We start from the raw sequence: 24,000 nt of genomic DNA, 5'->3' as shown, positions 1-24,000 counted from the left end.
GGAGGGCCTGCACCACCCTGGGCGGTGCAGGGAGATGCTCGACTTCCTTCGCCGGTGCTAGCCGGAGCAGGTTCGAGGGTCTGCGGCCGGGCCGCACTCTCAGCGCCCGTCGGCGCTCCCCTGTCGTGTACCGGAAGGCTACCCGGTTCCCAGGCCCCGTTCATCCTCGTGGAGGAGCCCGGGATCATCCTCACGGGGGATGGTGACGGCGCCGGTGACCGCGACACTTGGCCCATGCGCGCCACCGACCCGCTCTCTCACTCCTTCACCTCGTTCACGGGGCCGCGCTCGCCCCGATACCCGGCGCCGGACGTGGCACGTGGGTTCATGCTGCTGCTCATCGCCTTGGCGAACGTGCCGTTCTGGCACCTGTGGTGGGAGGAGCCCGCGCAACCGTCGGCGCTCGGCGAGGCCTGGGTGTGGGTGCGCGGGGCACTGGTTGACCAACGCTCCTACCCCTTGTTCGCCATGCTCTTCGGCTTTGGTCTCGTGGTCATGGCCCAGCGCAGGATCGAGCACGACGTCAACAGCGTGCTGGAGGCCAACCGGGCCTCCTACGACCTGCTGCCCGCCGGGCAGCAGGCGGACTTCCTGGCGCTCGTGCGTGAGGCGGCGACGGTGGACGCCCGCCGGATGGTGCGCCGCCGCGGGTGGTGGATGCTTGTCTTCGGCGCGGCGCACTCCCTGTTCTTCGGAGGCGACATCATCGGCGCCTACGGCCTCATCGCCGTCCTGCTCGCCGGCACCTTCGTGCGCCGGCGCACGGTGGTGATGTGGGTGGTGGGCGCCCTCGTCGTCGTGCTCAGTACGGCGATGATGGTGGTGGCGGCGTGGATGATGGTCACGACCCCGTCGGGGGGGCGTCGCACCGGCCTCAGCCGGCACCCCCGCGATGATTGAGGACGCCCGCTCGTCCTGGTACCCGCTGGTCAGCCTGGGCCTGTGGCTCATGTCCACGCCGATGACGGTGCTGACGTCGATGTCGGTGCCTGCCGCCTTCATCGGAGCGTGGGTGGCCGGCACGGACCTGCTCACCCACCCCGAGCGCCACCGCCGGGCGCTCGTCGTCGGTGGTGTCACCGGCCTGGCGGTCGGTGCGGTCGCGTCCGTCCCCTTCCACGCGCTCATGGGGGGTGCGCAGCTGCCGCTGGGGCTGGCGCTGGTCTCCTCCCCGCTGTCAACGGTCATCGGCGGGCTCGCGGGGGCCTGCGGGTGGCTGGCGCTGCTGGCGGTCCTCGCCGGCGGGGCGCGTGCCGACGGCGAGCCGCTCACCGGGATGCGCCGCGTGCTGGCGGCCGTGGGCAAGCGGTCGATGACGGCGTACCTGTTGCAGACGGTCTGCTTCGTCCTGTTGTACGGCACTCGTGCGGTGCTGGGCACCGCGGCACCGGGGACGGTGGAGATGGCGCTGACGGCGGTGGCCGTGTGGCTGGCCATCGCAGCCGTGTGCGTGTGGCTGGAGCGCTCGGGGCGGCGCGGTCCCTTCGAGCGGATGCTGCGTGCCGCGGTGGCACGCACGGCGAGGCGCTCGAAGGTCTCTCAGCTGACCCTGGGGTGGGCCGGGGCGCCGAGCGTAGTGGCAGGTGCGCTGCCCGACGCCCCCGCCCAGGGCTCCCAGGCGCAGCAGATGTGAGGCATGATCGGGTCCGACGCGTGGGCGGGCACGGTCGCCGGGCGCGCAGGAGACGAAGGAGCACCACCGATGGCGAAGTCCGGTAGCAAGGCCCAGACCGACCTCATGTGGCAGGCGACGAGCGTCGTGACCACGCTCGTCGCGGGCATGGTCGCGGACAGCGTCGTGGCTGCGGGGTGGAGGCTGGTGACGGGCCGTCCGGCGCCGCAGGAGGAGGACCAGCTCCTCGACCACAAGCTGGCGGAGGTCGTGGCCTTCGCGGTGCTCTCGGGGGCGGTGCTGGCGCTCACGCGCCAGCTCACGCTGCGTCAGGCCGCCAAGTGGTACAGCGGCCGTAGCCGCGGGCCCGTGACCGGCGCCCGCGCCCTCGAGGCCTGACAGGCGCGCTGCGGAGCAAGCGAAGCCCGGGGCGGGCGCGGCGCGGCTGACCCTGCGGCGACCTGCCGGGCACGGCGCCCCTGACCGGCGCGAGCGGCGGAGGCCGCCCTGCGGGGCGCCCACTAGGCTGCGGGCATGACGTTCCTGGCGGCCCTGCGACTGGCGTGCACCGTCGTCGTCCTCGGCTTCACGGCCGTCGGCGTCACGCTGTTCGGCAGAGCCTGCGCAGTGCTCGTCGCCCGGATGAGGCTCGGGCGGCCCGCGCCCGGGCGGCTGCGCCCCTGGGGAACCCGCACCCGCCGCATGCTGGGCGAGGTCCTGGGGCACTCCGCCTTCAAGGGCCGTCCCTGGATCCGGGTGGCGCACTGGCTCGTCATGGTCAGTTTTCTGCTGCTGTTCCTCACGCTCCTGACCGGCTACGGCCAGGTGCTCGCCGGCCCGGGCTTCACCCTGCCGTGGCTGGACCATCAGGCGTGGTGGTCGTGGTGCATCGAGGTCATTGCCTGGCTGAGCCTGGCCGGGATGCTCCTGCTCGTCGCCGTGCGCCGTCGTCTCACCGCCCACGGCGCCGCCGCCCCGCCCTTCGACTCCACCAGTGAGGGCGGCACCCGCACCCGCAGCTCCCGCTTCGCCGGCTCGACCGCCCGCCAGGCCGTCTTCGTCGAGGCCGTCATCCTCGGCGTCGTCACCTGTGTGCTGCTGCTGCGGATGCTCGAGCACGCGCAGAGCGTGCTCCTGTCCCCGGGTGGCCCCGCAGGCTCCTGGGCCCGTTTCCCCCTCACGGCCTGGACCGCCCCCCTGCTGACGCCGCTGGGGGCCCAGGCCGTCGAGGCCCTCATCGTCGTCGTCGCCACCATCAAGGTGGTCGTCTCGATGAGCTGGATGCTCGTCGTCGGGCTTCAGCCCTCCATGGGGGTGGCCTGGCACCGCTTCCTCGCCGTCGTCAACGTCTATGCCCGCCGGGACATGGGGGGCACGGCCGCGGACCCGGCCGTCGTCGCCGAGCGCACCGGGGAGCGGCCGGACGCCGTCGCCGCACGGATCGCGCAGGCGGTGCCCGCCGCCCGGACGGGCGCCAAGGCCCTGGGGCCGCTGGCGCCGCTGACCTTCACGGGCACGCACGGCGGGCCCACCGCCCTGAGCGCCGCGACCATGGAGGATCTCGACGCCGCCATGGACGCCGCCGAGCAGGAGGGGCGCGAGCTGCGCCTCGGTGCGGGCCGCGTGCAGGACCTGACGTGGAAGGCGCTGCTCGACTTCTCCACCTGCACGGAGTGCGGCCGCTGCCAGGACCTGTGCCCGGCGTGGAACACGGGCAAGCCCCTGTCACCCAAGCTCTTCACGTTGGCGGTGCGCGACCACCACGCGGCGGCCGCCCCCTACCTGGCGGCCGCCGCCGAGCTGGGCGTCGAGCCGCAGGAGGTGACCGAGGAGCAGGCGGTCGCCCACGGGGGGCTGCTTCGCGGTGGGCGGGCGGGCCTGGCGGAGGGCAGCGCCCACACGCAGGACATCCTCGGGGCGCTGCTGGCCGCGAAGGCGGCCCCCGGCGAGCGGGGCGTGGCCATGCGGCCCGCGCCGCTGGCCGGGCAGGTGGTGCCGGCGGAGGTCCTGTGGTCGTGCACCACGTGCGGGGCCTGCGTGGACCAGTGCCCGGTGGACATTGAGCACGTGGACCACATCATCGACATCCGCCGTCAGCAGGTGCTCATGGAGTCCGCCTTCCCCAAGGAGCTGGGGCAGATGTTCCGCCGCCTGGAGTCCAAGGGGAACCCGTGGGGGCTGGCGCCACGCAAGCGCCTGGAGTGGGCGGCTGACCTGGGCTTCGAGGTGCCGGTGGTCGGTGTGGATGTCGAGGACGCCGGCGAGGTCGACTACCTGTTCTGGGTGGGCTGTGCGGGCGCCTACGAGGACCGGGCGCGCCGCACGACGCGGGCCGTCGCCGAGCTGTTGCACACGGCGGGCGTGTCCTTCGCGGTGCTGGGGGACGCCGAGGCCTGCACGGGCGACCCGGCGCGCCGCGCCGGCAACGAGATCCTCTTCCAGATGCTCGCCGCCCAGAACGTGGAGACCCTCAATGAGGCGGGGGCGCAGCGGATTGTGGTGACCTGCGCGCACTGCTTCAACACGCTGGCGCGCGAGTACCCGCAGGTCGGCGGGCACTACGAGGTGCTGCACCACACCCAGCTGCTCAACCGCCTCGTGCGCGAGGGGCGTCTGCGGCCGGCACCGCCTGCGGCAGAGGCCGGTTCGCGGCCCACGGTGACCTATCACGACGCCTGTTACCTGGGGCGGCACAACGAGGTCTACTCACCGCCGCGCGAGCTGCTGGAGGCGACGGGCGCCACCGCGGTGGAGATGCCGCGCAGCCGCGAGCGCGCCCTGTGCTGTGGGGGCGGCGGGGCGAGGGCCTTCATGGAGGAGTCGATCGGCACACGCATTGCCGTTGAGCGCTCCCGGGAGGCTGTGGGCACCGGGGCGCAGGTGGTGGCGACGGCCTGCCCCTTCTGCACGACGATGCTCTCCGACGGCGTGGCCAGCGAGGGTGCTGAGGTGCGTGTGACGGACGTGGCGACCCTCATGCTCGAGGCCGTGCGCCGGGGGCAGGGCCAGTAGCCCGGCCGTCGAGGGCGCGATGACTCGGTTCAGGGGCGTTGAGACGCTGGCAGTGAGGTCACGCGCTCGCTCAGGCACCGGGGCACGGCCGGAACGCCCGGTCGCCGGCTCGGCCGGAGCCCGTCCCGAGCCCCGCCCGGCTCGGCCGGCGCCCGGCCCGACCCCATCCCGACCCCGGCCTGACACCGTCTCAACCCCCGTCGGGGCGCCGCAGCGGATGGAGTCGCACGCTCATGTGACTGGGCGCCACTCACTTTCCGCATGATTCCGCGGTTTCGCGTCGTGGCGGCCGGTGCCATCACCGCTCCCATGTGCGTCCACGATCAGCACGCACATGGGAGCGTCGCCCCCAAAATGCGCGAAACCACCCGAAGCCCGGAATAGCAACGAAAACTCGACATCGCCACGGAAGCCGGGAGAGCATGAGCGTGCAACCGCCCCCATCCACGCCCCCTCAGCGCCGGTAGGGGTCGATATACAGGCGCGGGCCTTCGCCAGGGAGCGGTTGCGCACCCGGGTGAGCACGTGGGGCGCCATCAATCGGGCCCGCCCGCCGCCACCCAGGCGTATGAGTGAGCCCGCGCCGGCGAGCTCCGCCAGCGCGTCGGCGGCCACCGCCACCCCGAGACCGAATGCCCGGGCGACGTCGGCGGCGGTGATGAGGACGTGGGTGCGGGCGTGACGCAGTACGAGGTCGGCCAGGGGTGTACGGGTGGCGGGGTCGGCCGCCACACCTGTTGGGCCGGCCACGTCTGTCTGTCCCGCCGGGTCCACGGTGCCCGACGGGGTGGGCGGGCCGGCCAGGGCCTCGTCACCCGCCGAGCGGGACACAACGACGCCCGGCGACACTCCCGTATCGGCCTCCGCGGCCCCAACGCTGTGGTATTTCCGAGCCCAGTCGGGCACCCGGGCCCCGAGGGCCAGGCGCACAGCGGGTGCGTCCTCCGCGCCCGCGCCCAGCACTCACGCTCGCCCAGCCTCACGGGGAAGGCACGCCGGCAGCGTTCGAGCTCCGCGAGTCGCGCGCGCACGGCCGACGACGCCGCGCCCTCAGTCCCAGCACCAGCGGGTCCACCGCCGTCTGCGTCACCGTCACCCCGGCTGCGCGCCGCTGCACGGGGTCGGCCCGGCCGGGAAGGCGGCGTCGAACCATGCGCGGGTGGCGGGCGTGAAGGTGGCGGGCAGCATCGGGGTCAGGATAGGGATCCGACCTCCGGTTCCGACCCCCACCACCCGACTGTGGAGTGGTACGGGGACCGCGAGTCAGTTGCTTCCAGAGGCTCCGGGCACCGCGATCACGCGCTCAAGGATCTCCGGGACTCTCTGCGTCACCGCGGCCCAGAACAGGTCGTCGTTCATCGACCGGTATCCCGTGTGGGCCACGATGCTCCGCGTCGTGCGGATCGCCAGCCGTTCCTCATGGGTGACGGCCGTCAGGTACGGCGCGAACTCGGGCCGTTCGAGCAGCGCCGCCAACCGGATGATCAGCATGGATGCCACGTCATAGGCGTCCGTGCCGTCGTGGAACAGGTCCCGTGGGCTCCCGGCCACAGTCTCGGCGCGTCTGCGGATCGCGGCCAGCTCCTCCATGAGGTTGTCACGGTCATGACGCCGAGTAGCGGTCCTGCGGGGGCGAGGGGAGAAACGCGGGGGCTGATCAGGGTCGTTCACAACCGAACCGCCTCTCGGACGGCGTCCGACAGGGCCTCGGGAACTCCGGCGTCGGACACTGCGTCGACCGGAAACCCCGTGAGCGCCTCGACCTCGGTGATGAACAGGGCCACGTCGAAGAGATCGGCGTCGAGATCGGGTGTGACCAGCACGTCGATGTCGGAGTCGAAGGTGTCCTCACCGCGCAGCACCGAGCCGAACACACGAGGGTTCGACAACCTGTGAGCCCGGGCGCTCTCCACGATCTCGGCGGCATGCGCCGCAAGCGGTATGGACGGACGGTAGTCAGCCGCACGCAGGATACGTTCGAGCATCTGCGCGGAGACGGGGCGGTTGCCGGACTCCATCTGGGCCAGGCTCGGCTGCTGCACACCGGCGCGTTGAGCCAGCCGGGCCTGCGTCAGCCCGGCGTCACGTCGTGCGGCACGGATGAGTTGTGGCGCCGCATCGGTGTCGAAGCGCCTCATGCCCATATTCTATAGCAAAGGTGCTATCGCGCGTCCCGAGCGGCCCCCGCCACCCGCCCCAACCGGGCTCCGACGACCCCGTGAGCATCCACCGCCCCGCCCCGCCGAGAGGCCGACTCACCGGGCCTGCGTCACACGTCCTGGGTGACACGTACCCTGCCCCCATGCCAGGCACCTCCCCCTCCGTCATCCAGGTGCGCGGCGCGCGCGTGCACAACCTCAAGAGCCTCGACGTCGACGTCCCCCTCGGGCGGCTCGTCGCCGTCGCCGGGGTCTCCGGCTCCGGCAAGTCCTCCCTCGCGCTGGGCACCCTCTACGCCGAGGGCGCCCGCCGCTACCTGGAGTCCCTGTCCACCTACACGCGCCGCCGCCTCACCCAGGCCGCCCGGCCCGACGTCGACGAGATCCTCCACGTGCCCGCCGCGCTGGCTCTGCACCAGCGTCCGCCCGTCCCCGGCGTTCGCTCCACCTTCGGCACCTCGACGGAGGTCCTGAGCAGCCTGCGCCTGGCCTTCTCGCGCCTGGGCCACCACGCCTGCCCCAACGGGCACCTCAACGAGCCGACCACCGCCGTCGCCCTGGAGGTGCCGATCACCTGCGCCACCTGCGGTACGTCCTTCCGCGGCCCCGGGGCGGAGGACCTCGCCTTCAACTCGGGTGGCGCCTGCCCCACCTGCGAGGGCACGGGCACGGTGCGCACGGTCGACGAGTCCACCCTCGTGCCCGACGAGTCGCTGTCCATCGAGGAGGGGGCGGTCGCCCCCTGGCAGACCCTCATGTGGTCGCTCATGAAGGACATCGCCCGCGAGATGGGCGTGCGCACCGACGTGCCCTTCCGCGACCTGACGGCCCGGGAGCGCGAGATCGTGTTCCACGGCCCCGCCGAGAAGAAGCACATCCTCTACGTCAACGACAAGACCGGCGTCGCCGCCGAGATGGACTTCACCTACTACAGCGCGGTGCGCACCGTTAAGAACGCGCTGTCCAAGGTCAAGGACGAGCGGGGCATGCGGCGCGTGGAGAAGTTCCTCCACGAAGCCGTCTGTCCCGAGTGCCACGGCTCGCGCCTGTCCGCCGCCGTGCGCGCCACACGCCTGCGCGGCATCGGCCTGGACGAGGCCTGCGCCATGGCGCTGGCGGACCTGCTGGAGTGGGTTGACGCCGTGCCCGCCAGTGTGCCAGCCGACCTGAGGGCGATGGCCGAGCAGATCATCGACGAGCTGCGGGTGACGGCCCGACGGCTCACGGACCTGGGCCTGGGCTACCTATCGCTCGACCGCGCCTCATCGACCCTGTCCACCGGTGAGCGCCAGCGCGTCCAGCTGGCGCGGGCCGTGCGCAACCGGACGACGGGCGTCCTGTACGTGCTGGATGAGCCGAGCATCGGCCTGCACCCGCACAACCTGCGTGGCCTCACTGGCGTCATCGAGGACCTGCTGGCGGACGGCAACTCTGTGCTGCTCGTGGACCACGACGCCGAGCTGCTGCGCAGGGCCGACTGGCTGCTGGAGATCGGGCCGGGCTCAGGGGTCGAGGGCGGCACCGTCGTCCTGTCCGCACCCGTCGCCCAGGTGGTGGACGGTCGGGCCCCGTCCTGGTCCGTGGGGCTGGCGACGGCGGGCGAGTCGGCCGACTCGCTCATCCGCCCCTTCCTCACCGGGCGGGCGACGGTGCGCGTGCGCGAGGAGGTGCCGGCCGCGCAGGTCTTCGACGAGGGGTGGCTGCGCCTGGAGACGGCGCCGATCCACACGGTGCACGCCCTGGAGGTCGAGATCCCTCAGCAGCGCCTGACGGCGGTGACGGGGGTGTCCGGCTCGGGCAAGACGACGCTTGTGCTTGAGGCCCTCGTCCCGGCCCTGCGGTCCTTGGAGGCCGACACCCCGCTGCCCCACCCGGCGACCTCCCTGGACCCCGGGGCGACCCGGCGGGTCGTCGTCGTCGACGCCACCCCGATCGGGGCGAACGTCCGTTCGACGGTGGCGACCTACTCGGGGGTCATGGACGGCCTGCGCCGCGCCTACGCGGCCCTTCCCGAGGCGCGGGCGTCCGGGTTGGGGCCCGGGGACTTCTCCTACAACACGGGGTCCTTGCGCTGCGAGCACTGCGACGGCACCGGGCAGGTGGTCCTCGACGTGCAGTTCCTGCCCGACGTCGAGATCGAGTGCCCTGTCTGCGAGGGCACGCGCTTCGGGGAGCGGGCGGACGGCATCCGGCGCGTCCCCGTCTCGGGGGGCGCCCCGGACGGGCCGACGGCGGGCCTGTCCTTGCCGGAGGTGCTCGCTCTCACCGTGGTGGAGGCTGCCGAGGCCTGCGCTGACCTGCCGCGGGTGTGTCGCCAGCTGCGGACCCTGGTCGACCTCGGCCTGGGTTACCTCACGCTCGGGGAGGCGACACCGGCGCTGTCCGGTGGTGAGGCGCAGCGTCTCAAGCTCGCCTCCCACCTGGGCTCGTCCCAGGCGGGGACGCTGTTCGTCCTGGACGAGCCGAGCATCGGCCTGCACCCGCTGGACGTGCGCGTCCTACTGGGGGTGCTCGACCGGCTCATCGAGGCAGGGGCGACGGTGCTCGTCATCGAGCACGACCTGGACATGATCGCCAACGCCGACTGGGTCATCGACATGGGGCCCGGCGGTGGACAAGCCGGCGGCCGGGTCGTGGCCGCGGGCACGCCGTCGGAGCTTGTCGCGGGGACGGCGACAGGCGCCGACGAGTCCCTCACCGCCCGCTACCTCACCGCGCACCTGACCCCCAACTCCTCGGTTTGCGCTCGAAAGAACGGCAAAACGCCGTACGTTCGCGCGCAAACCGAGGAGGTCGAGGCGGCGGAGGGTGTCACAGGCCGGCCGTAGCCTGGAGGCATGGCACCTGGAGGCAAGGCACGCGCACACCGTTCCGGTACCACCGACGACGCACCGAGCCTCTTCGAGGCGGCCGCCGGCGAGGGCCGCGCCGTCGCCGACCCCACCCGGCCGCTGGCAGACCGCCTGCGCCCAGCCACCCTCGAGGACGTCGTCGGCCAGGACCACCTCCTGGCCCCCGACGCACCCCTCGGGCGTATGGTCGCCGCCGGACGCCTGGGTTCCGTCATCCTGTGGGGCCCGCCGGGCTGCGGCAAGACGACCATCGCCCGCCTGCTGGCCGAGCGCACCGGCCTGACCTTCGAGCAGGTCTCCGCGACCTTCTCCGGCGTGGCGGACCTGCGCAAGGTCTTCGCCACCGCCGCCCGGCGCCGCGAGACCGGCCAGGGCACGCTCCTGTTCGTCGATGAGATCCACCGCTTCAACCGCGCCCAGCAGGACTCCTTCCTGCCCTACGTCGAGGACGGCACCGTGGTGCTCGTCGGCGCGACGACCGAGAACCCCTCCTTCGAGCTCAACGGGGCGCTCCTGTCGCGCTGCCAGGTCATGGTGCTGCGCCGTCTGGACGAGGCGGCCCTGGGCGAGCTGCTGGAACGCGCCGAGCGCCTCACCGGTCGGCGCCTGCCGCTGGAGGGCTCCGCCCGCTCGGCCCTGCTGGCCATGGCCGACGGCGACGGGCGCTACCTGCTGGGGATGGCCGAGCAGCTCCTCGCCCTGCCCGACGGCGACGCTCCGATCGACGCCGAGGCCCTGAGCGCCGTCGTCGCCTCCCGCGCCCCCTTGTACGACAAGACGAGCGAGGAGCACTACAACCTCATCTCGGCCCTGCACAAGTCCATGCGCGGCAGTGACCCGGACGCCGCCTTGTACTGGCTCGCCCGGATGCTCGGCGGCGGCGAGGACCCCCTGTACGTGGCGCGACGCCTCGTGCGCTTCGCCAGCGAGGACGTGGGCCTGGCGGACCCTGCCGCGCTCCAGGTGACCTTGTCCGCCTGGGACGCCTACGAGCGCCTGGGCTCACCGGAGGGCGAGCTGGCGATCGCGCAGGCGGTCGTGTACCTGGCGACGGCGCCGAAGTCGGTCGCCGTGTACCGGGCGCTCAGCCGCGCGCAGACGGCGGCCAGGCGCACGGGCTCGCTCATGCCGCCCGCCCACATCCTCAACGCTCCCACTCGCCTGATGAAGGAGCTCGGCTACGGGCAGGGGTACCAGTACGACCCAGACACGGCCGAGGGCTTCTCCGGCGCCGACTACATGCCCGAGGGCTACCCGCCCCGCCAGGAGCGCGAGCGCTTCTACGAGCCGACCGACCACGGTCACGAGCGCCGGGTGCGTGAGCGCCTGGCCTACTGGGAGGGGCTGCGCGAGCAGATTCGGTCCCGGCAGCCCTGAGCCGCGTAGGAGGCCTCCCGGGCAGCGCCCAGCCGGCCAGCCCCGTGCGCCCGGCCGGGAGCCGGCCGGCTCCACCCCGGCCGGGGCTGCCCTGGGCGGCTCAGTGCTCGACGAGGACGGCGGCCGTGCGCCCGGGCACGGTGAGCTCGCCAGTAGCAGGGTCGAAGCGGGTACCGCGCACGACGTCGTCAACCCCGGTGCGCTGGATGTCGCTGAGCATGAGGTAGCGGCCGGTGAGCTCCTCCACCCGCACGCTCACCGCCTCCGGACGGGCGTTGAGGGCCACGACGACGCCGTCCAGCGCCGGGTCGATGTCCAGGTCGCCTCCGCCGTCGTCCACCACCATGACGATGACACCGGGAACGCTCCAGTCCCCGGACAGGGGGAAGGACACGCGCTCGCGCACGAGCTCGGCCGATCCCAGGGTCAGCAGCGGGGTGGAGCGACGCAGACGCAACAGGTCGAGGGCCATCTCGCGGGCCTTGGCCACGTCCTCGGGCCCGGGCCGCAGGTCCTCACGCATGAGCAGGTCGGCCTGGATGAGCCACCGGTCGAAGTTGCGCTCCGCCGGAGGCAGGCCGTGCCCCCAGCCCGTGTCCTGCCCGGTCCAGTCGATGGCGTTGAAGTGGTCACCGGAGTTGTAGGAGTCCCGGTCCAGGGACTTTGAGCGCAGCAGCTCGGTCCCCGCCGCCCAGAAGCAGGGGGTCTGCCCCAGGGTCACCGCCGCGAGAGCGAGGATCTGGGCGCGCACACGCTGGTCCATGGTGGTGGAGGAGGGCAGCTTGTAGACGAGCCAGTCGTACAAGGCCTCGTCGTCGTGCGCCTCGACGTAGGCGATGGAGTCAACCGGCTCGTCACCGTAGGCAGCCTCGGTATGCCCGTACCCGGGGCCACCCACCGTGCGCAGGTTGCCGGCGAGGGAGAGCTGGACGAGCTTGGTGCGCCAGGCGAGGTCGCGGGCAGCGGCGTCGGCGGAACGCTCCTCCTGCTCGTTGGGGTCCACGACGGCGCCGGTGGCCAGACCCTGTCCCACACGCCGGTCGGACAGGAAGCGCTCACCGAGCAGGCCGTCACGCACCCGGTCGTTGAAGGTGCCGATGTGCAGGAAGCCGCCGTCGGGCCCGGAGCCGACCTGCCCCTGGACCGCCCGGCGCACGTGACGGCTGCCGGAGGCCTCGTTGACCTCCCAGCCCTCCCCGTACAGGAACACGGGGTGCCCGACGGCGTCGTCCTCCACCTCGTCCAGGGCGTGGCGCAGGGCCCGCATGGTGGCGGTGGAGTAGTAGCCCATGAGGTCGAAGCGGAAGCCGTCCACACGGTAGTCACGCACCCACCCGACGCAGGCGTCGATCATGAGCCGCTCGGCCATCGCCCTCTCAGTGGCGACGTCGTGGCAGCAGGTGAAGCCCTCGACGCGTCCGGCGGCGTCGAGGCGGTGGTAGTAGCCGGGGACCACGCGGTCGAGGACGGAGTGCGCGCCCTGGCCGCCGTCGGAGGTGTGGTTGAAGACCTGGTCAAGGATGACCTGCAGACCCATGCCGTGCAGGGCACCGATCATCGTGCGCACCTCACGTGTGCGCGCACCCCCGTCCTGGCGGCCCTCACGGGCGTAGGAGCCCTCCGGGGCCATCCAGTGATAGGGGTCGTAGCCCCAGTTGTAGGCGTCGCGGTCCGCGACGGCGGCGATGGCCGCCTGTGGGCGCCGGGAGGCCGCCGTGGCGCCGGCGGGGATCTCGGGCACGCTCTGCTCCGCGCGGTCCTCGGGGACGCTGGAGAAGTCGAAGACGGGCATGAGGTGGAGCGTGTCGATGCCGGCGGCCGCGAGCGCCCGCAGGTGCCGGGTGCCCGCCGAGTCAACGCTGAAGGCGGCGTAGGTGCCGCGCAGGGCCGCGGGGACGGTGTGGTCCGCGGCGGAGAAGTCACGCACATGGAGCTCATAGATCGCGCGGGCGCTGTCATGGGCGACGACGGGCGGCAGGTTCTCCACCCAGACGGTGGGCTTGAGGGCGCGCTGCTCGAGATCGACGGCGACGCTGCGACGCGAGTCACGGGTGAGGGCGCGCGAGCAGGGGTCGGTGACGAGGTTGGTCTCGACCCGGCCGGTGTCGGGCACGTAGACCGTGACCTCCCACAGGTACTGGCAGCCGGGCCTGACACCGGCGACCGACGCCGCCTCGGCACTGACTTCCCAACGCCCGTCCCAGGTGCCCGCTGCCCGGCTGGCGGGGGTGCGCACGGGGCTGGCCTCGACGTCGGGCACGGAGCCGGTGGGGTCGCCCGTGTCCCAGGTGAGCAGGGTGACGGAGCGGGCGGTTGGGGCCCACAGCGCGAAGGCGGGGGCGCCGTCGGGGTCCTCGAACCAGGTGCCCAGCGGGGCGGAGCCGTCGCGGGCGGCGGCGGTCTCACCCCAGATCCGGTCGATGACGGGCCAGGTCTGCACCCCGGTGAAGGCGGTGACCCACCCAGCGGCGGCGCGCTGGACGACGGCGACCTGCCCGGTCAGCAGCTTCTCAACGTCCTCGCGCTCCAGGCGGGGGGCGCCTGTCTCGTCCAGGAGGCTGAGAGCGAGGTAGCCCTCGAGCTGGGGGTGGGCGGCGACGACGTCCTCGTCCAGTGCTCCGACCAGGCGCAGGGGGACCTCGTAGCCGTCGTCGCCCAGCCGCAGCACACCCTCCTCCAGCCCGACGGAGCCGGTGGGAGAGGTCAGCAGCCCCAGGCTCAGGGAGGACTCGTGGGTGCCGGCGGGCACGAGCTCCGGGGGCCAGGCAAGGGTGCTGGCATCGACCCAGTAGGCGCGTGAGCCGTCAGTGCCGGGCACGGTGTGGGCGATGGGGGCCTCGTGGTGGACGTACGCGGTGCTGGTCATCGTCGGCAGTCCTCCTGGCATGCGGTGGGGAGCCTGTCCTGGCTCAGGTCCACTTTCGCACGCCGTCCCCGCAGCCGCCAGCCCGTGCCCGGAGGGCGGTCGCTCACCGCCTGCGGGCACGCGCCGTCGTCACCAGGACTCGGGCACGGGCGCGCCCTCCCGGTAGCCGGAGGCGGACTGGACGCCGACGACGGCCCGCCGGCGGAACTCCGGGATGGAGGCGGCGCCGGCGTAGGTGAAGGAGGAGCGCACACCGGAGATGATGGAGTCGATGAGGTCCTCGACGCCGGGGCGGGCGGGGTCGAGATACATGCGCCCGGCGCTGATGCCCTCCTCGAACAGCGCCTTGCGGGCCCGCTCAAAGGCGTCCTCGCCCTCGGTGCGGGAGGTGACGGCACGCTTGGAGGCCATGCCGAAGGACTCCTTGTAGGCGCGCCCGGCGGCGTCGTACTGGAGGTCGCCCGGGGACTCGTGCGTGCCGGCGAACCAGGAGCCGATCATGACGTTGGAGGCGCCCGCGGCGAGCGCCAGGGCGACGTCGCGCGGGTGGCGCACGCCGCCGTCGGCCCACACCGAGGCACCCAGGCGGGCGGCCTCGGCGGCGCACTCGAGCACTGCGGAGAACTGCGGCCGGCCGACGCCGGTCTGCATGCGGGTGGTGCACATGGCACCGGGACCCACGCCCACCTTGACGATGGAGGCGCCCGCCTCGACGAGGTCGCGCACGCCCGCCGCGGTGACGACGTTGCCGGCCACCACCGGCAAGCCCTCGGGCAGGACCGCGCGCACCGCACGCACGGCCTCGATCATGCGGTCCTGGTGACCGTGGGCGGTATCGACGACGATGACGTCCACACCCGCGCCGACGAGCTGGGCGGCACGGCCGGCGGGGTCCCCGTTCATGCCGATGGCGGCGCCCACGCGCAGGCGCCCCTCGGCGTCCACGGCGGGCGCGTAGATGGTCGAGCGCACGGTACCGGGACGGGTGATGAGGCCGACGAGCCGACCGTCGTCACCGACGACGGGGGCGACCTGGCGGCGCGCGGAGCGCAGGAGGGCGAAGGCCTCGCGGGGGTCCGTCCCGGCGGGGACGGTGACAAGCTCTGCGCTCATGACCCCGCGGACCTGGGTGAAGCGGTCAACGCCGGTGAGGTCCTTGAGGTCCACCATGCCGACCGGGCGCCCGGTGCCCGGGTCGATGACGACGGCGGCGCCGTGGGAGCGCTTGGGGATGAGGCCCATGGCGTAGCCGCAGGTGTGGTGCGGCTTGACGGTGACCGGGGTGTCGTAGAGGACGTGCGCGGCCTTGACCTCGTTGACGGTGTCGATGACGACATCGACGGGAATGTCCTGGGGGATGATCGTCAGGCCACCGCGGCGGGCCACGGTCTCCGCCATGCGCTTGCCCGCGACAGCCGTCATGTTGGCGACGACGAGCGGGATGGTGGTGCCCGTGCCGTCATCGGTGGTGAGGTCCACGCCGTGACGGGAGCCGACGCTGGAGCGCGACGGGACCATGAAGACGTCGTCGTAGGTGAGGTCGAGGCTCGGCTCGAGGCCGTTGAGGAACTGCACGTGCGGGAGTCTAGACAGGGGGTGTGCGCCCGGGGCGGGCCGGAGCCCCGCCCCGGCGCTGACCCGGCCGACGACGGGCAGGAGCCCGGGAGTCTTGCGGGGCGCCCGGGCATGGGAAACGCCCCGCGACCGGCTGGTGCAGCCGATGACGGGGCGTTGGTGCGCCCGAAGGGACTCGAACCCCCAACCTTCTGATCCGTAGTCAGATGCTCTATCCATTGAGCTACAGGCGCATGTCGTTTCCGACAAGCAGGAACACTACCCGCGCCTGCCGACGGCCACAAATCCGCGGCCCGTGAGCCTGCGCACAGGGCCCGCCGACGGTGAGGAGGATGGAGCAGGGGGCACGCCCCTCAAGACGGGCACCGCGTCACGCACCTGCCTCCCAGCGTGGCACGCGGTCCACCTGGGCGGCGGCTCCCGTTGGGCTCCCAACGTGTGGCGGAGATGGGGGGATTCGAACCCCCGAGGGGTTTTATCCCCAACTTTCTTAGCAGGAAAGCGCACTAGGCCACTATGCGACATCTCCGTGCTCGGGTGAGCAGCTCGCATGAGCGAGCACGGGAAGCCTACCGGCCAGGAGCCCCGGCGGGCAAACCTGGGACGGCTGCGATCCCGGCCACTTCCGCCCACCGGCCTCGCCCGGGGCCCACCCCCACAGACGGTGAGGGGGCGTCCGGCCGGACGCCCCCTCAGCGGCGGAGCGGGAGGGATTCGAACCCCCGGTGCGCCAGGCGCACAGCGGTTTTCAAGACCGCCACATTCGGCCACTCTGTCACCGCTCCAGCGCCCTGACAGGCAGGGCGAGACTACCACCCACAGCCCCGGTGCCAGGTGCCCGTCAGCCGCAGCTCACCCCCAGCTGATGACGCGGCGCCGACGCGGCTGCGCACGCACCGGGACCATGGAGGCAGGCTGGTCCAGACGCCCCTCGGCGAGGGCCTGGCCGAGGCAGGGCCACACGGGCACGCGCGCCATGAGCACCGCCTGCAGGGCGTGGTAGACGTCCGGGTGCCCGTTCCAGGTGCGCGCGGAGGGCTCGTTGGTCGGGTCGAGCTCGTGGGCCCACACGCCTGGAGCCTCGATGAGGTACTGCTCGGCGTAGTCGACCCAGGTGCGGTAGCAGTGCTCGTAGTGCTCGACCTCGATCTCGCCGCGCCCGTCGTCGAGCAGGGCCCTGCGGATCGCGGCGGCGGCGCTGATGCCCTCGCACACCACCCAGTGCATGCGCTCGTGGACGATCGCAGCGCCGTCGAAGCCGGTGGTGTAGACGAAGCCCGGGCGGCCATCGACGCGCCAGCCGTCGGTGCGGGCGCGCTCGAAGAGGTGCTCGGCCGCGTCGAGCATCCAGTCCGGTGTGGGCAGGGAGCGGTGCACCAGTGCCGCGCGGGCCTGGATGGTCAGACGCGCCCACTCAAGGCCGTGGCCAGGGGTGACGCCGTAGGGCCGGAAGGGGTGGGCGGGCTGGTCCTTGTTGTACTCGGCGACGGGGTGCCAGGAGGTGTCGTAGTGCTCGGGCAGGCGCCACTCGTGGGCACGGGCCTGGACGTTGACGGCGAAGTCGATGACCTGCACGGCGCGGGTGAGCCAGGTGATGTCACCGGTGACGTCGGAGGCGGCGAGATAGGCCTCGACGGTGTGCATGGCGGCGTTGATGCCGCGGTAGTCCTCCGGGTCGGTGAAGTCAGCGGCGTAGGACTCGACCGGCATGCCGTAGGTGTCGTCCCACCAACGACGCTCCTGGAGGGCCAGGGCGTCGCGCAGCAGCTCCTGGGCGCCCGGCCGGTCCGCGGCGGTGGCGGCGGCGGCGGCGAGGACGACGAAGGCGTGCTGGTAGCACTCCTTGCGTCCGGCAGGATCGACGGGCACGCCGTGGCCGTCTGCGTCCAGGGCGTGCTCGACGGCGGAGTGCCAGCCTCCGTTGACGTGGTCGCGCAGGACCCTGCTCAGGGCACGCACGCCGTGGTCGGCGTAGCGGCGGCAGCCGGGGATGCCCATGAGCGCGCCGAGGGAGAAGGCGTAGGTCATGCGCCCGGTGATCCACAGCTCGACGGGGCGCGTGGTGTCCACCGTGCCGTCCGCACCGATCCAGCCGAAGCCTGCGGGCACCATCGCGGCGCGCGCGTAACGCAGCAGGGCGTGCGTCTCCTCAGCGAGCCAGCGGTTGTGCTCAGGGGCGCCGAACCATCCCAGACCCATGACGATCTCCTTCGATCCACGGCCCGACGGCGGTGTCCGGGCCCAGGGCAGAACGCTATCGCAGCGCCGAGCCACCCCGTGCCGGTTCCTGCGCCCGGCTCCGGCAAGGGGGCGAGGCTGCTCAGCGACCCTCTGGCCAGGCCTCCTCGGCCTGGTGCAGGGCGTCGGCGGCGGTCTGCTTGCCCTGGGCCCAGCCCACGAGCGCGTCCCACAGGGCGCGGGTGCCCACCTGCGAGGGCATCATGTCGGAGGCGTCGAAGCGGATGACGGACTGGCGGGACTGGAGGATGTCAGAGGCAGCCTCCGCCACCGGGGAGGAGGCCTCGACGTTGCGCGCCCCCCGGTGGGCTGAGGCGACCCCGCCCAGCGAGACCCGCTGTGCGGCCCACTCGGCGCTCGTGAGGTAGGCCATGACGGTGCCCCGGGCGTCACCGGCGTCACCCGGGGCACCGGTGACGGCCTCGGAGCCATGCCCGTGCGTGAGGGCCACGAGGAAGTCCCCGCCGACGAGGACGGTCCTGTCACCGTCGTCAACCGAGGGCAGCAGGAAGGTGGACACGCCGTCGGCCCGGGTGTCCTTGCCGTCGGTCACGGCAGTGCCCGGGGGCAGCAGGCTCTCGAAGGAGCTGGAGGCGTGGAGCATGAGGCAGGAGCCGGAGACGAGCTGGGCTCCGGCCTGCTCGGCCGTGGTGGTGACGGCCCCCTCTCCCCCGCCGGCGACGTGCCCCTGTGTCAGGAGCAGCTGTCCCAGCGCGTTGAGGGCACGCACCGCCCGACGGTCGTCGAGCGGGACCTCGTGCCCGGCCCACGCGTCGTAGGCGGTGGTGCCCTCGGTGGCGAGCAGGGAGTCCTCAAGCCAGTCGGACAGGGGCCAGCCGGTGGTGGCGCCGTCGGCAGCACCCACGCACCAGGGGACGACGTCGCCGCTGGGGTGGTCCGCAGCCACCCGCCTGGTGAGGGCGACGAGCTCCTCCCAGGTCGTGGGGACCTCGTATCCGGCCCGGGCGAAGGCGGCGGGCGAGTACCAGACGAAGGACTTGACGCTGGCCATGAGGGGAGCGGCGTAGAGGGTGCCATCCACGGTCCCCGCCCGGGCCCACATGTCCTCCCAGCCGAGCTCGGTGTTGGCGGCGACGACCTCAGGCACCTCGCTGACGAGCCCGGCCTTGGCGAGCTCGGCGATGAGGCCGGGCTGGGGGACGACGGCGAGGTCCGCGTCCACAGGGCCGGCAGGCTGGGAGCCGGGCGTCACAGGCTCCGCGGGCACGTCGCCCTCGCTCACGGCGGCCGGGGAGCCGCTCGCCGTGGCCAGCGCGAGCCCCGCCGCCGTGGGCGGCGCCATCGGGGTGGGCAGCTGGGCGCGCAGGGCCTCCTCGAGGGTGTCAGAGCCCTCCTGCACGACGCGGATCCCGGTGCACTCGGACAAGGCGGTCACTGAGGCGTCGAAGGCGGCCGCCTCCTCACCCGTGTAGGGGGTGGCGATGGTGACGACGGTGCCCTCCGGGAAGGTCCCGTAGGCCTCGGCGAGCGCTGCGCAGGCGGGGGCTCCACCGGTGGCGCCCGGGCTGCCGGCGGCCCCGGCGCCGCAGCCGGCCAGGGCGGCGCCCGCCAGGACCAGGCAGCAGACGGCGGCCGCGGCGCGGCGCAGGTCGGGGGTCATACCAGTGCCTCCTGCCGTGGGGAGCGGACGGCCCCGGAGCGCAGCAGGACGGCGTCGAGCAGGGCCGCACAGCCGTCGCGCCACACGGGATCGGTCACGAGGTCGCCCGCCTCCTGGACCTCGTGAGAGGCGGAGCCCATGACGGCCCCGACCCGGGCCCACTGGAGCATCTCCAGGTCGTTGGCGCCGTCTCCGACGGCGATGGCGTAGCTGGCGTCCGTCCCCAGACGAGCGGCCAGGGAGTCAAGGGCCGAGGCCTTGGTGATTCCGTTGGGGGCGACGTCAAGCCACGCGGTCCAGCCGATGGCGTACTCCACCGAGTGCAGGCCGGCGCCGGCGACGAGCTCGCTGAAACGGCTCACGGGCATGCCGGGGGCCCGCAGGATGACGCGGGAGACGGGCCGGGAGCGCAGGTCCTCGAGGCTGACGACCGTCTGGTGCTCAATGAGCTCGCCCTCGGGGAACAGCCGGGTGGTGCGCAGGCCCGAGTCGAGGTCCTCGACGGCGATGATGCCCTCGGGGACGGCGGCGCGCAGCGTGTCGATGGCGGCGGCCGGGTCGAAGGTGACCCGCTCGACGACGCCGTAGCCCGCCGCCTCACCGGGGTCCATGCGCAGGGTGAGCGCCCCGTTGGCGCACACCATCCAGCCCTCGGTCAGGCCCACGTGGTGGGCGACGGGCACCGCCGCCTGGATCCCGCGGCCGGTGGCGATGACCACGTGGGCGCCGCGCCGCCGCAGGGCGTTGATGCTCGCGCGCACCCGAGCCGAGACCCGCCCGTCCATGTCCAGGATCGTGCCATCGACGTCAAGGGCGACCACGAGCGAGGGACCGGCCACGAGGTGGCGCCCGCCCGGGTCGAGGCGGTCGAGGTCGGCGGCGCGCTCGCGCACGAGGGCGGCGTACTCGCCGTCGGTCAGGGGCGTGGGGGCGCCGCCGACGCTGTTCCGGAGCTCGGTGGAGCCCCCGAGCCCCCGGAGGGCACCGGGGTCGGGGACCTGTGGCGGGCCCGAACGGGGCAGGACGCTCGTGGTGTGCGTGTCGCTCACGGCGGCTGCGCCTCAGGCGCGCGGCTCGATGACCTCGAGGCCGCCCATGTAGGGGCGAAGGCCCTCGGGGACGACGACGCTGCCGTCGGCCTGCTGGTTGTTCTCGAGGATGGCGACGATCCAGCGGGTGGTGGCGAGCGTGCCGTTGAGGGTGGCGACCGGGCAGGTCCGGCCGCCGCGCTTCTCACGGACCGCCAGACGGCGCGCCTGGTAGGTGGTGCAGTTGGAGGTTGAGGTGACCTCCATCCAGCGGTTCTGCGTGGGCAGCCAGGCCTCGCAGTCGAACTTGCGGGCGGCGGAGGAGCCCAGGTCCCCGGCCGCGGTGTCGATGACCCGGTAGGGCAGGCCGACCAGGCTGAGCATCTCCTCCTCGAGGGCCAGGAGGCGCTCGTGCTCGGCGACGGCGTCCTCGGGGCGCACGTAGGCGAACATCTCCGCCTTGTTGAACTGGTGGACGCGGATGATGCCGCGCGTGTCCTTTCCTGCGGCGCCGGCCTCGCGGCGGTAGCAGGTGGACCAGCCGAGGTAGCGCAGCGGGCCGCCGCTGAGGTCAAGGATCTCGTCGGCGTGGTAGCCGGCGAGGGCGACCTCGCTGGTGCCGGTGAGGAAGAGGTCGTCGGTCGGCAGGTAGTAGATCTCGTCGGAGTGCTGGCCGAGGAAGCCGGTGCCGCTCATGACCTGCGGGCTGACCAGCGTGGGGGTGACCATGGGGACGAAGCCGTAGGCCGCGGACCGGTCGAGGGCGGCGGTCATGAGGGCGAGCTCGAGGCGCATGCCGGCGCCCTTGAGGTAGTAGAAGCGCGATCCGCTCACCTTCGCACCACGCTTGGTGTCGATGATGTCGAGCCCCTCGCCCAGGGCTAGGTGGTCCGCGGGCTCAAGGCCCTCGGCGGCGAAGTCACGGGGGGCGGGGCCCTCGTGACGCAGGACGACGTAGTCCTCCTCACCCCCGACGGGTGCCCCCTCGATGAGGTTCTGGAACTGGTGGGCGAGCTCGTCGAGGCGGCCGGCCGCCTCGTCCGCGGCGGCCTCGGCCTGCTTGACCTGCTCGGCGAGCTCCTTGGCCTGGGCGAGGACGGCCGCCCGCTGCTCGGGGGCAGCCGTGCCGACGGAGCGGGAGACCTTCTTCTGCTCGGCGCGAAGGGCCTCGAAGGCGCCCAGCCGGCAGCGGCGCGCCTCATCGGCCTCAATGACGCGGTCAACGAGGTTGACGTCGGCGCCGCGGGCCCGCTGGCTCTCGCGGTAGCGCTCAGGGTTCTCGCGGAGGTCACGCAGATCGATCATGGGGCCGAGTGTAGCCAGGGCGGGTCGGAGGGCACCGGCGCGGTCCCCGGGCGGCGCCAGCAGCCGTCCGGCATGTGGCACAGCGAACGTGGCGGACTAGCCACCACGCCATATTGTTTACGCGAAGTTAACATCCTACTGTTTGTCATGTCTCGATAACAGTGATCGGTACCCTCATCGCCCGTCTCACTGTCCCCCGAACAACGGCCGCACCGCACCGACAGGAGCGCAGACATGCCCGCCTCCTCCCTGCCCTCCTTCTCCCAGCTGCGCGCCTTCGTCGCCCTGTGTGACCACCAGCACTTCGGTGAGGCCGCCGGCGCCCTCGGTGTGAGCCAGCCCAGCCTCTCCCAAGCCATCACCGCCCTGGAGAAGCGGGTTGGCGGCGAGCTCGTCGAGCGCACCACCCGGCGCGTGCTCGTCACCCCCCTGGGCAAGACCCTCCTGCCCTACGCGCGCGAGGCCGTCCTGTCCGCCGAGTCCTTCAACGAGGCCGTCGTCAACCGGGGCCAGGCCCTGACGGGCACGCTGCGCCTGGGCCTCATCCCCACGCTCGCCCCCTACCTCATCCCCGTCATCGTCGACGGCCTGGGCCACGACCTGCCCCAGCTCACCCCGGAGCTGCGCGAGCTCGTCACCAACGACATCCTCGACCAGCTCAACCAGGGCCACCTCGACGCCGCCATCATCTCCACCGACGCGGACCTGCACCGTGTGACCGCCATCGACATGTACGACGAGCCTCTGGTGGCCCTCGTGCCCGCCGCCCACCCCTGGGCCGGGCGCGAGGACGTCAACCCCTCCGAGCTCGACGACCAGCAGCTCCTTCTGCTCGACGAGGGCAACTGCCTGCGCGACCAGACCCTGTCGCTGTGCCAGCGCTACGGCAGCAACCCGCCCGTCGCCGTCGCCACCACCCTGTCCACAGTCGTCTCGATGGTCTCGCACGGAGTCGGCATCACCGTCCTGCCCGAGGGAGCCCTGCGCATCTTCACCGACCGTGAGGGCTACGCCGTCGCACGGTTCGGGGCCAAGCCCCCCGTGCGCCGGATGGGGCTGGTGCACCGCTCCTCCTCCTCGCGCACCGCGGACTTCCAGCGCCTGGCGCAGGTCATCACCCGTCTCGTCATCGAGGCGGGCCTGCCAGTCATCCCCCTGGCGGACTGAGACCTGCCCGCCGGTGCGCCATCACGGCCGGCGCACCACAGCGGGCACCCGGCGCCCGCGCGACCGCTAGGCTCCCGGGCATGAGCCAGGGCACGCGTGATGAGGCACCACTCGCCTGCGTCGTACTCAACCCCTCCAAGCCCGCGGTCACACCCGCGCTGTGCTCCCACCTGGCGGCAGCCGTCCAGGAGGCCGGCTACCGCGGTCCCCTGTGGCTCGAGACGAGCCGCGCGGAGACCGGGGCGACCCAGGCCCGTCTGTGCGTCGCCTCGGGCGCCCGGCTGGTCATCGCCGTCGGCGGTGACGGGACCCTGCGCTCAGTGGCAGCGGGCCTGGCAGGCACGGACACGGACCTGGGCATCCTCGCGCTGGGCACGGCGAACCTCGCCGCGCGCAACCTCGGCCTGCGCGTGGGTGACACTGAGTCCCTCATCGCCACCGCGCTCCACGGCCGGCGCCGCCGTGTTGACCTGTCATGGGTGGGCACGGACCCCGCCGACGCCGACCTCACCGACCTCCTCGAGGCGCCCGCCGACGGCTGGGCGCGCCCCACCTTGGGGACCGAGCACGCCTGCCTCGTCATCGCCGGCATCGGCTTCGACGCCGAGCTCGTGGCCTCCACCCGCCCGGACCTCAAGGCCCGTCTCAAGTGGGGCGCCTACGCGCTGGCCGCCGTCGAGAACCTCACCTCACCGCGCATGGACCTCGTGATGTCGATCGGCCAGGTGGCCTCACCGCCGGGCCGGGCCGAGGCCGTCAGCCCCCGCCGCCACCTGGAGCGCCTGAGCGCCCGCACACTGCTGGTGGCCAACGGCGGGCGCCTGCCCGCGGGCATCGTCCTGCTGCGCGAGGCCGCTATGGACGACGGCGTGCTCGACGTCGCTGTCATCGACACCGTCGGGGGTCTCGCAGGCTGGACGTCCCTCGCACGCCAGGTGCTGCCGCCCTACGCGGCCACCTACACCCCGCCCGGGCGGGCGCTGGGCCGCGTCGTGCTGCGCCGGGGGCGCGACGTCGTCGTGCGCACAGCAGCCCCGGCGCTCGTCCAGGTCGATGGGGACCTCCTGGCACCCACACGCGGCCTGCGGGTGCGCCTCCAGCCCGCAGCGGTGCCGGTGAGGCTGCCCGACGGCGGGAGGGGCTGAGCCCGCCAGAACCGGGGCTGCCGGCCCCGGGCCCACCCCGGGC

General features: G+C 72.9%; 14 protein-coding genes, 3 tRNA genes, 1 pseudogene and 1 riboswitch. Of the genes and pseudogenes, 7 read left to right on the top strand and 11 right to left on the bottom strand.

Features of this window, described 5'->3' with window-relative positions; genetic code table 11:
* Window positions 1–26: 26 nt before the first annotated feature.
* Window positions 27–132: riboswitch (TPP riboswitch) on the bottom strand.
* A gap of 102 nt (window positions 133–234) precedes the next feature.
* From ACSJJR_RS08025 to ACSJJR_RS08015, 3 genes and pseudogenes are all read left to right on the top strand, one after another.
* Window positions 235–1,633 (top strand): annotated as a pseudogene (locus tag ACSJJR_RS08025) (DUF418 domain-containing protein).
* Window positions 1,634–1,702: 69 nt separating this feature from the next.
* On the top strand, window positions 1,703–2,011 hold the full coding sequence (locus ACSJJR_RS08020; protein WP_435942976.1) for a DUF4235 domain-containing protein: 309 nt from the start codon (window positions 1,703–1,705) through the stop codon (window positions 2,009–2,011).
* A 135-nt stretch (window positions 2,012–2,146) separates the two neighbouring features.
* On the top strand, window positions 2,147–4,624 hold the full coding sequence (locus ACSJJR_RS08015) for a (Fe-S)-binding protein (RefSeq protein WP_435942975.1): 2,478 nt from the start codon (window positions 2,147–2,149) through the stop codon (window positions 4,622–4,624).
* A gap of 1,263 nt (window positions 4,625–5,887) precedes the next feature.
* Here ACSJJR_RS08015 and ACSJJR_RS08010 read toward each other — a convergent pair.
* Both ACSJJR_RS08010 and ACSJJR_RS08005 read right to left on the bottom strand, forming a co-directional pair.
* Window positions 5,888–6,214 (bottom strand): antitoxin, encoded by a 327-nt coding sequence (locus tag ACSJJR_RS08010; RefSeq protein WP_435942974.1) that lies wholly within the window; start codon window positions 6,212–6,214, stop codon window positions 5,888–5,890.
* A 77-nt stretch (window positions 6,215–6,291) separates the two neighbouring features.
* Window positions 6,292–6,762 carry a helix-turn-helix domain-containing protein gene (locus ACSJJR_RS08005; protein WP_435942973.1) on the bottom strand — a complete coding sequence of 157 codons (471 nt, stop codon included), beginning with the start codon at window positions 6,760–6,762 and terminating at the stop codon, window positions 6,292–6,294.
* Window positions 6,763–6,926: 164 nt separating this feature from the next.
* Between ACSJJR_RS08005 and ACSJJR_RS08000 the strand changes: the two genes are divergently transcribed.
* Both ACSJJR_RS08000 and ACSJJR_RS07995 read left to right on the top strand, forming a co-directional pair.
* A complete protein-coding gene (locus tag ACSJJR_RS08000) occupies window positions 6,927–9,611 on the top strand; it encodes an excinuclease ABC subunit UvrA (RefSeq protein ID WP_435942972.1) in 2,685 nt (894 codons plus the stop codon).
* Window positions 9,612–9,620: 9 nt separating this feature from the next.
* Complete coding sequence (locus ACSJJR_RS07995) at window positions 9,621–11,012, top strand: replication-associated recombination protein A (protein WP_435942971.1); 1,392 nt, start codon at window positions 9,621–9,623, stop codon at window positions 11,010–11,012.
* 100 nt (window positions 11,013–11,112) lie between these two features.
* On the opposite strand, the gene pulA is transcribed toward ACSJJR_RS07995, so the two are convergent.
* From pulA to serS, 9 genes are all read right to left on the bottom strand, one after another.
* Complete coding sequence (gene pulA / locus ACSJJR_RS07990) at window positions 11,113–13,878, bottom strand: pullulanase-type alpha-1,6-glucosidase (protein WP_435942970.1); 2,766 nt, start codon at window positions 13,876–13,878, stop codon at window positions 11,113–11,115.
* A gap of 129 nt (window positions 13,879–14,007) precedes the next feature.
* Window positions 14,008–15,453: a GuaB1 family IMP dehydrogenase-related protein gene (locus ACSJJR_RS07985; RefSeq protein WP_435942969.1), complete on the bottom strand. Its 1,446-nt coding sequence runs from the start codon at window positions 15,451–15,453 to the stop codon at window positions 14,008–14,010.
* Between the two features lie 157 nt (window positions 15,454–15,610).
* Window positions 15,611–15,686, bottom strand: a tRNA-Arg gene (locus ACSJJR_RS07980).
* Between the two features lie 206 nt (window positions 15,687–15,892).
* Window positions 15,893–15,982, bottom strand: a tRNA-Ser gene (locus tag ACSJJR_RS07975).
* Between the two features lie 170 nt (window positions 15,983–16,152).
* A tRNA-Ser gene (locus ACSJJR_RS07970) sits at window positions 16,153–16,238 on the bottom strand.
* Window positions 16,239–16,305: 67 nt separating this feature from the next.
* Complete coding sequence (locus ACSJJR_RS07965; RefSeq protein WP_435942968.1) at window positions 16,306–17,652, bottom strand: AGE family epimerase/isomerase; 1,347 nt, start codon at window positions 17,650–17,652, stop codon at window positions 16,306–16,308.
* A 121-nt stretch (window positions 17,653–17,773) separates the two neighbouring features.
* Window positions 17,774–19,312 (bottom strand): ABC transporter substrate-binding protein, encoded by a 1,539-nt coding sequence (locus ACSJJR_RS07960; RefSeq protein ID WP_435942967.1) that lies wholly within the window; start codon window positions 19,310–19,312, stop codon window positions 17,774–17,776.
* Window positions 19,309–20,361 carry an HAD family hydrolase gene (locus ACSJJR_RS07955; protein ID WP_435942966.1) on the bottom strand — a complete coding sequence of 351 codons (1,053 nt, stop codon included), beginning with the start codon at window positions 20,359–20,361 and terminating at the stop codon, window positions 19,309–19,311. The genes ACSJJR_RS07960 and ACSJJR_RS07955 overlap by 4 nt, the downstream gene beginning before the upstream one ends.
* 12 nt (window positions 20,362–20,373) lie before the next feature.
* A complete protein-coding gene (gene serS, locus ACSJJR_RS07950; RefSeq protein WP_435942965.1) occupies window positions 20,374–21,645 on the bottom strand; it encodes a serine--tRNA ligase in 1,272 nt (423 codons plus the stop codon).
* A 234-nt stretch (window positions 21,646–21,879) separates the two neighbouring features.
* Between serS and ACSJJR_RS07945 the strand changes: the two genes are divergently transcribed.
* On the top strand, window positions 21,880–22,812 hold the full coding sequence (locus tag ACSJJR_RS07945; RefSeq protein ID WP_435942964.1) for a LysR substrate-binding domain-containing protein: 933 nt from the start codon (window positions 21,880–21,882) through the stop codon (window positions 22,810–22,812).
* An 80-nt stretch (window positions 22,813–22,892) separates the two neighbouring features.
* Window positions 22,893–23,957: a diacylglycerol/lipid kinase family protein gene (locus ACSJJR_RS07940; protein ID WP_435942963.1), complete on the top strand. Its 1,065-nt coding sequence runs from the start codon at window positions 22,893–22,895 to the stop codon at window positions 23,955–23,957.
* Window positions 23,958–24,000: the final 43 nt, after the last annotated feature.

This window comes from Actinomyces sp. W5033, from assembly GCF_051303165.1.
Note: the sequence above shows the minus strand (reverse complement) of the source record. Positions and strands in the feature narration are given on the sequence as shown.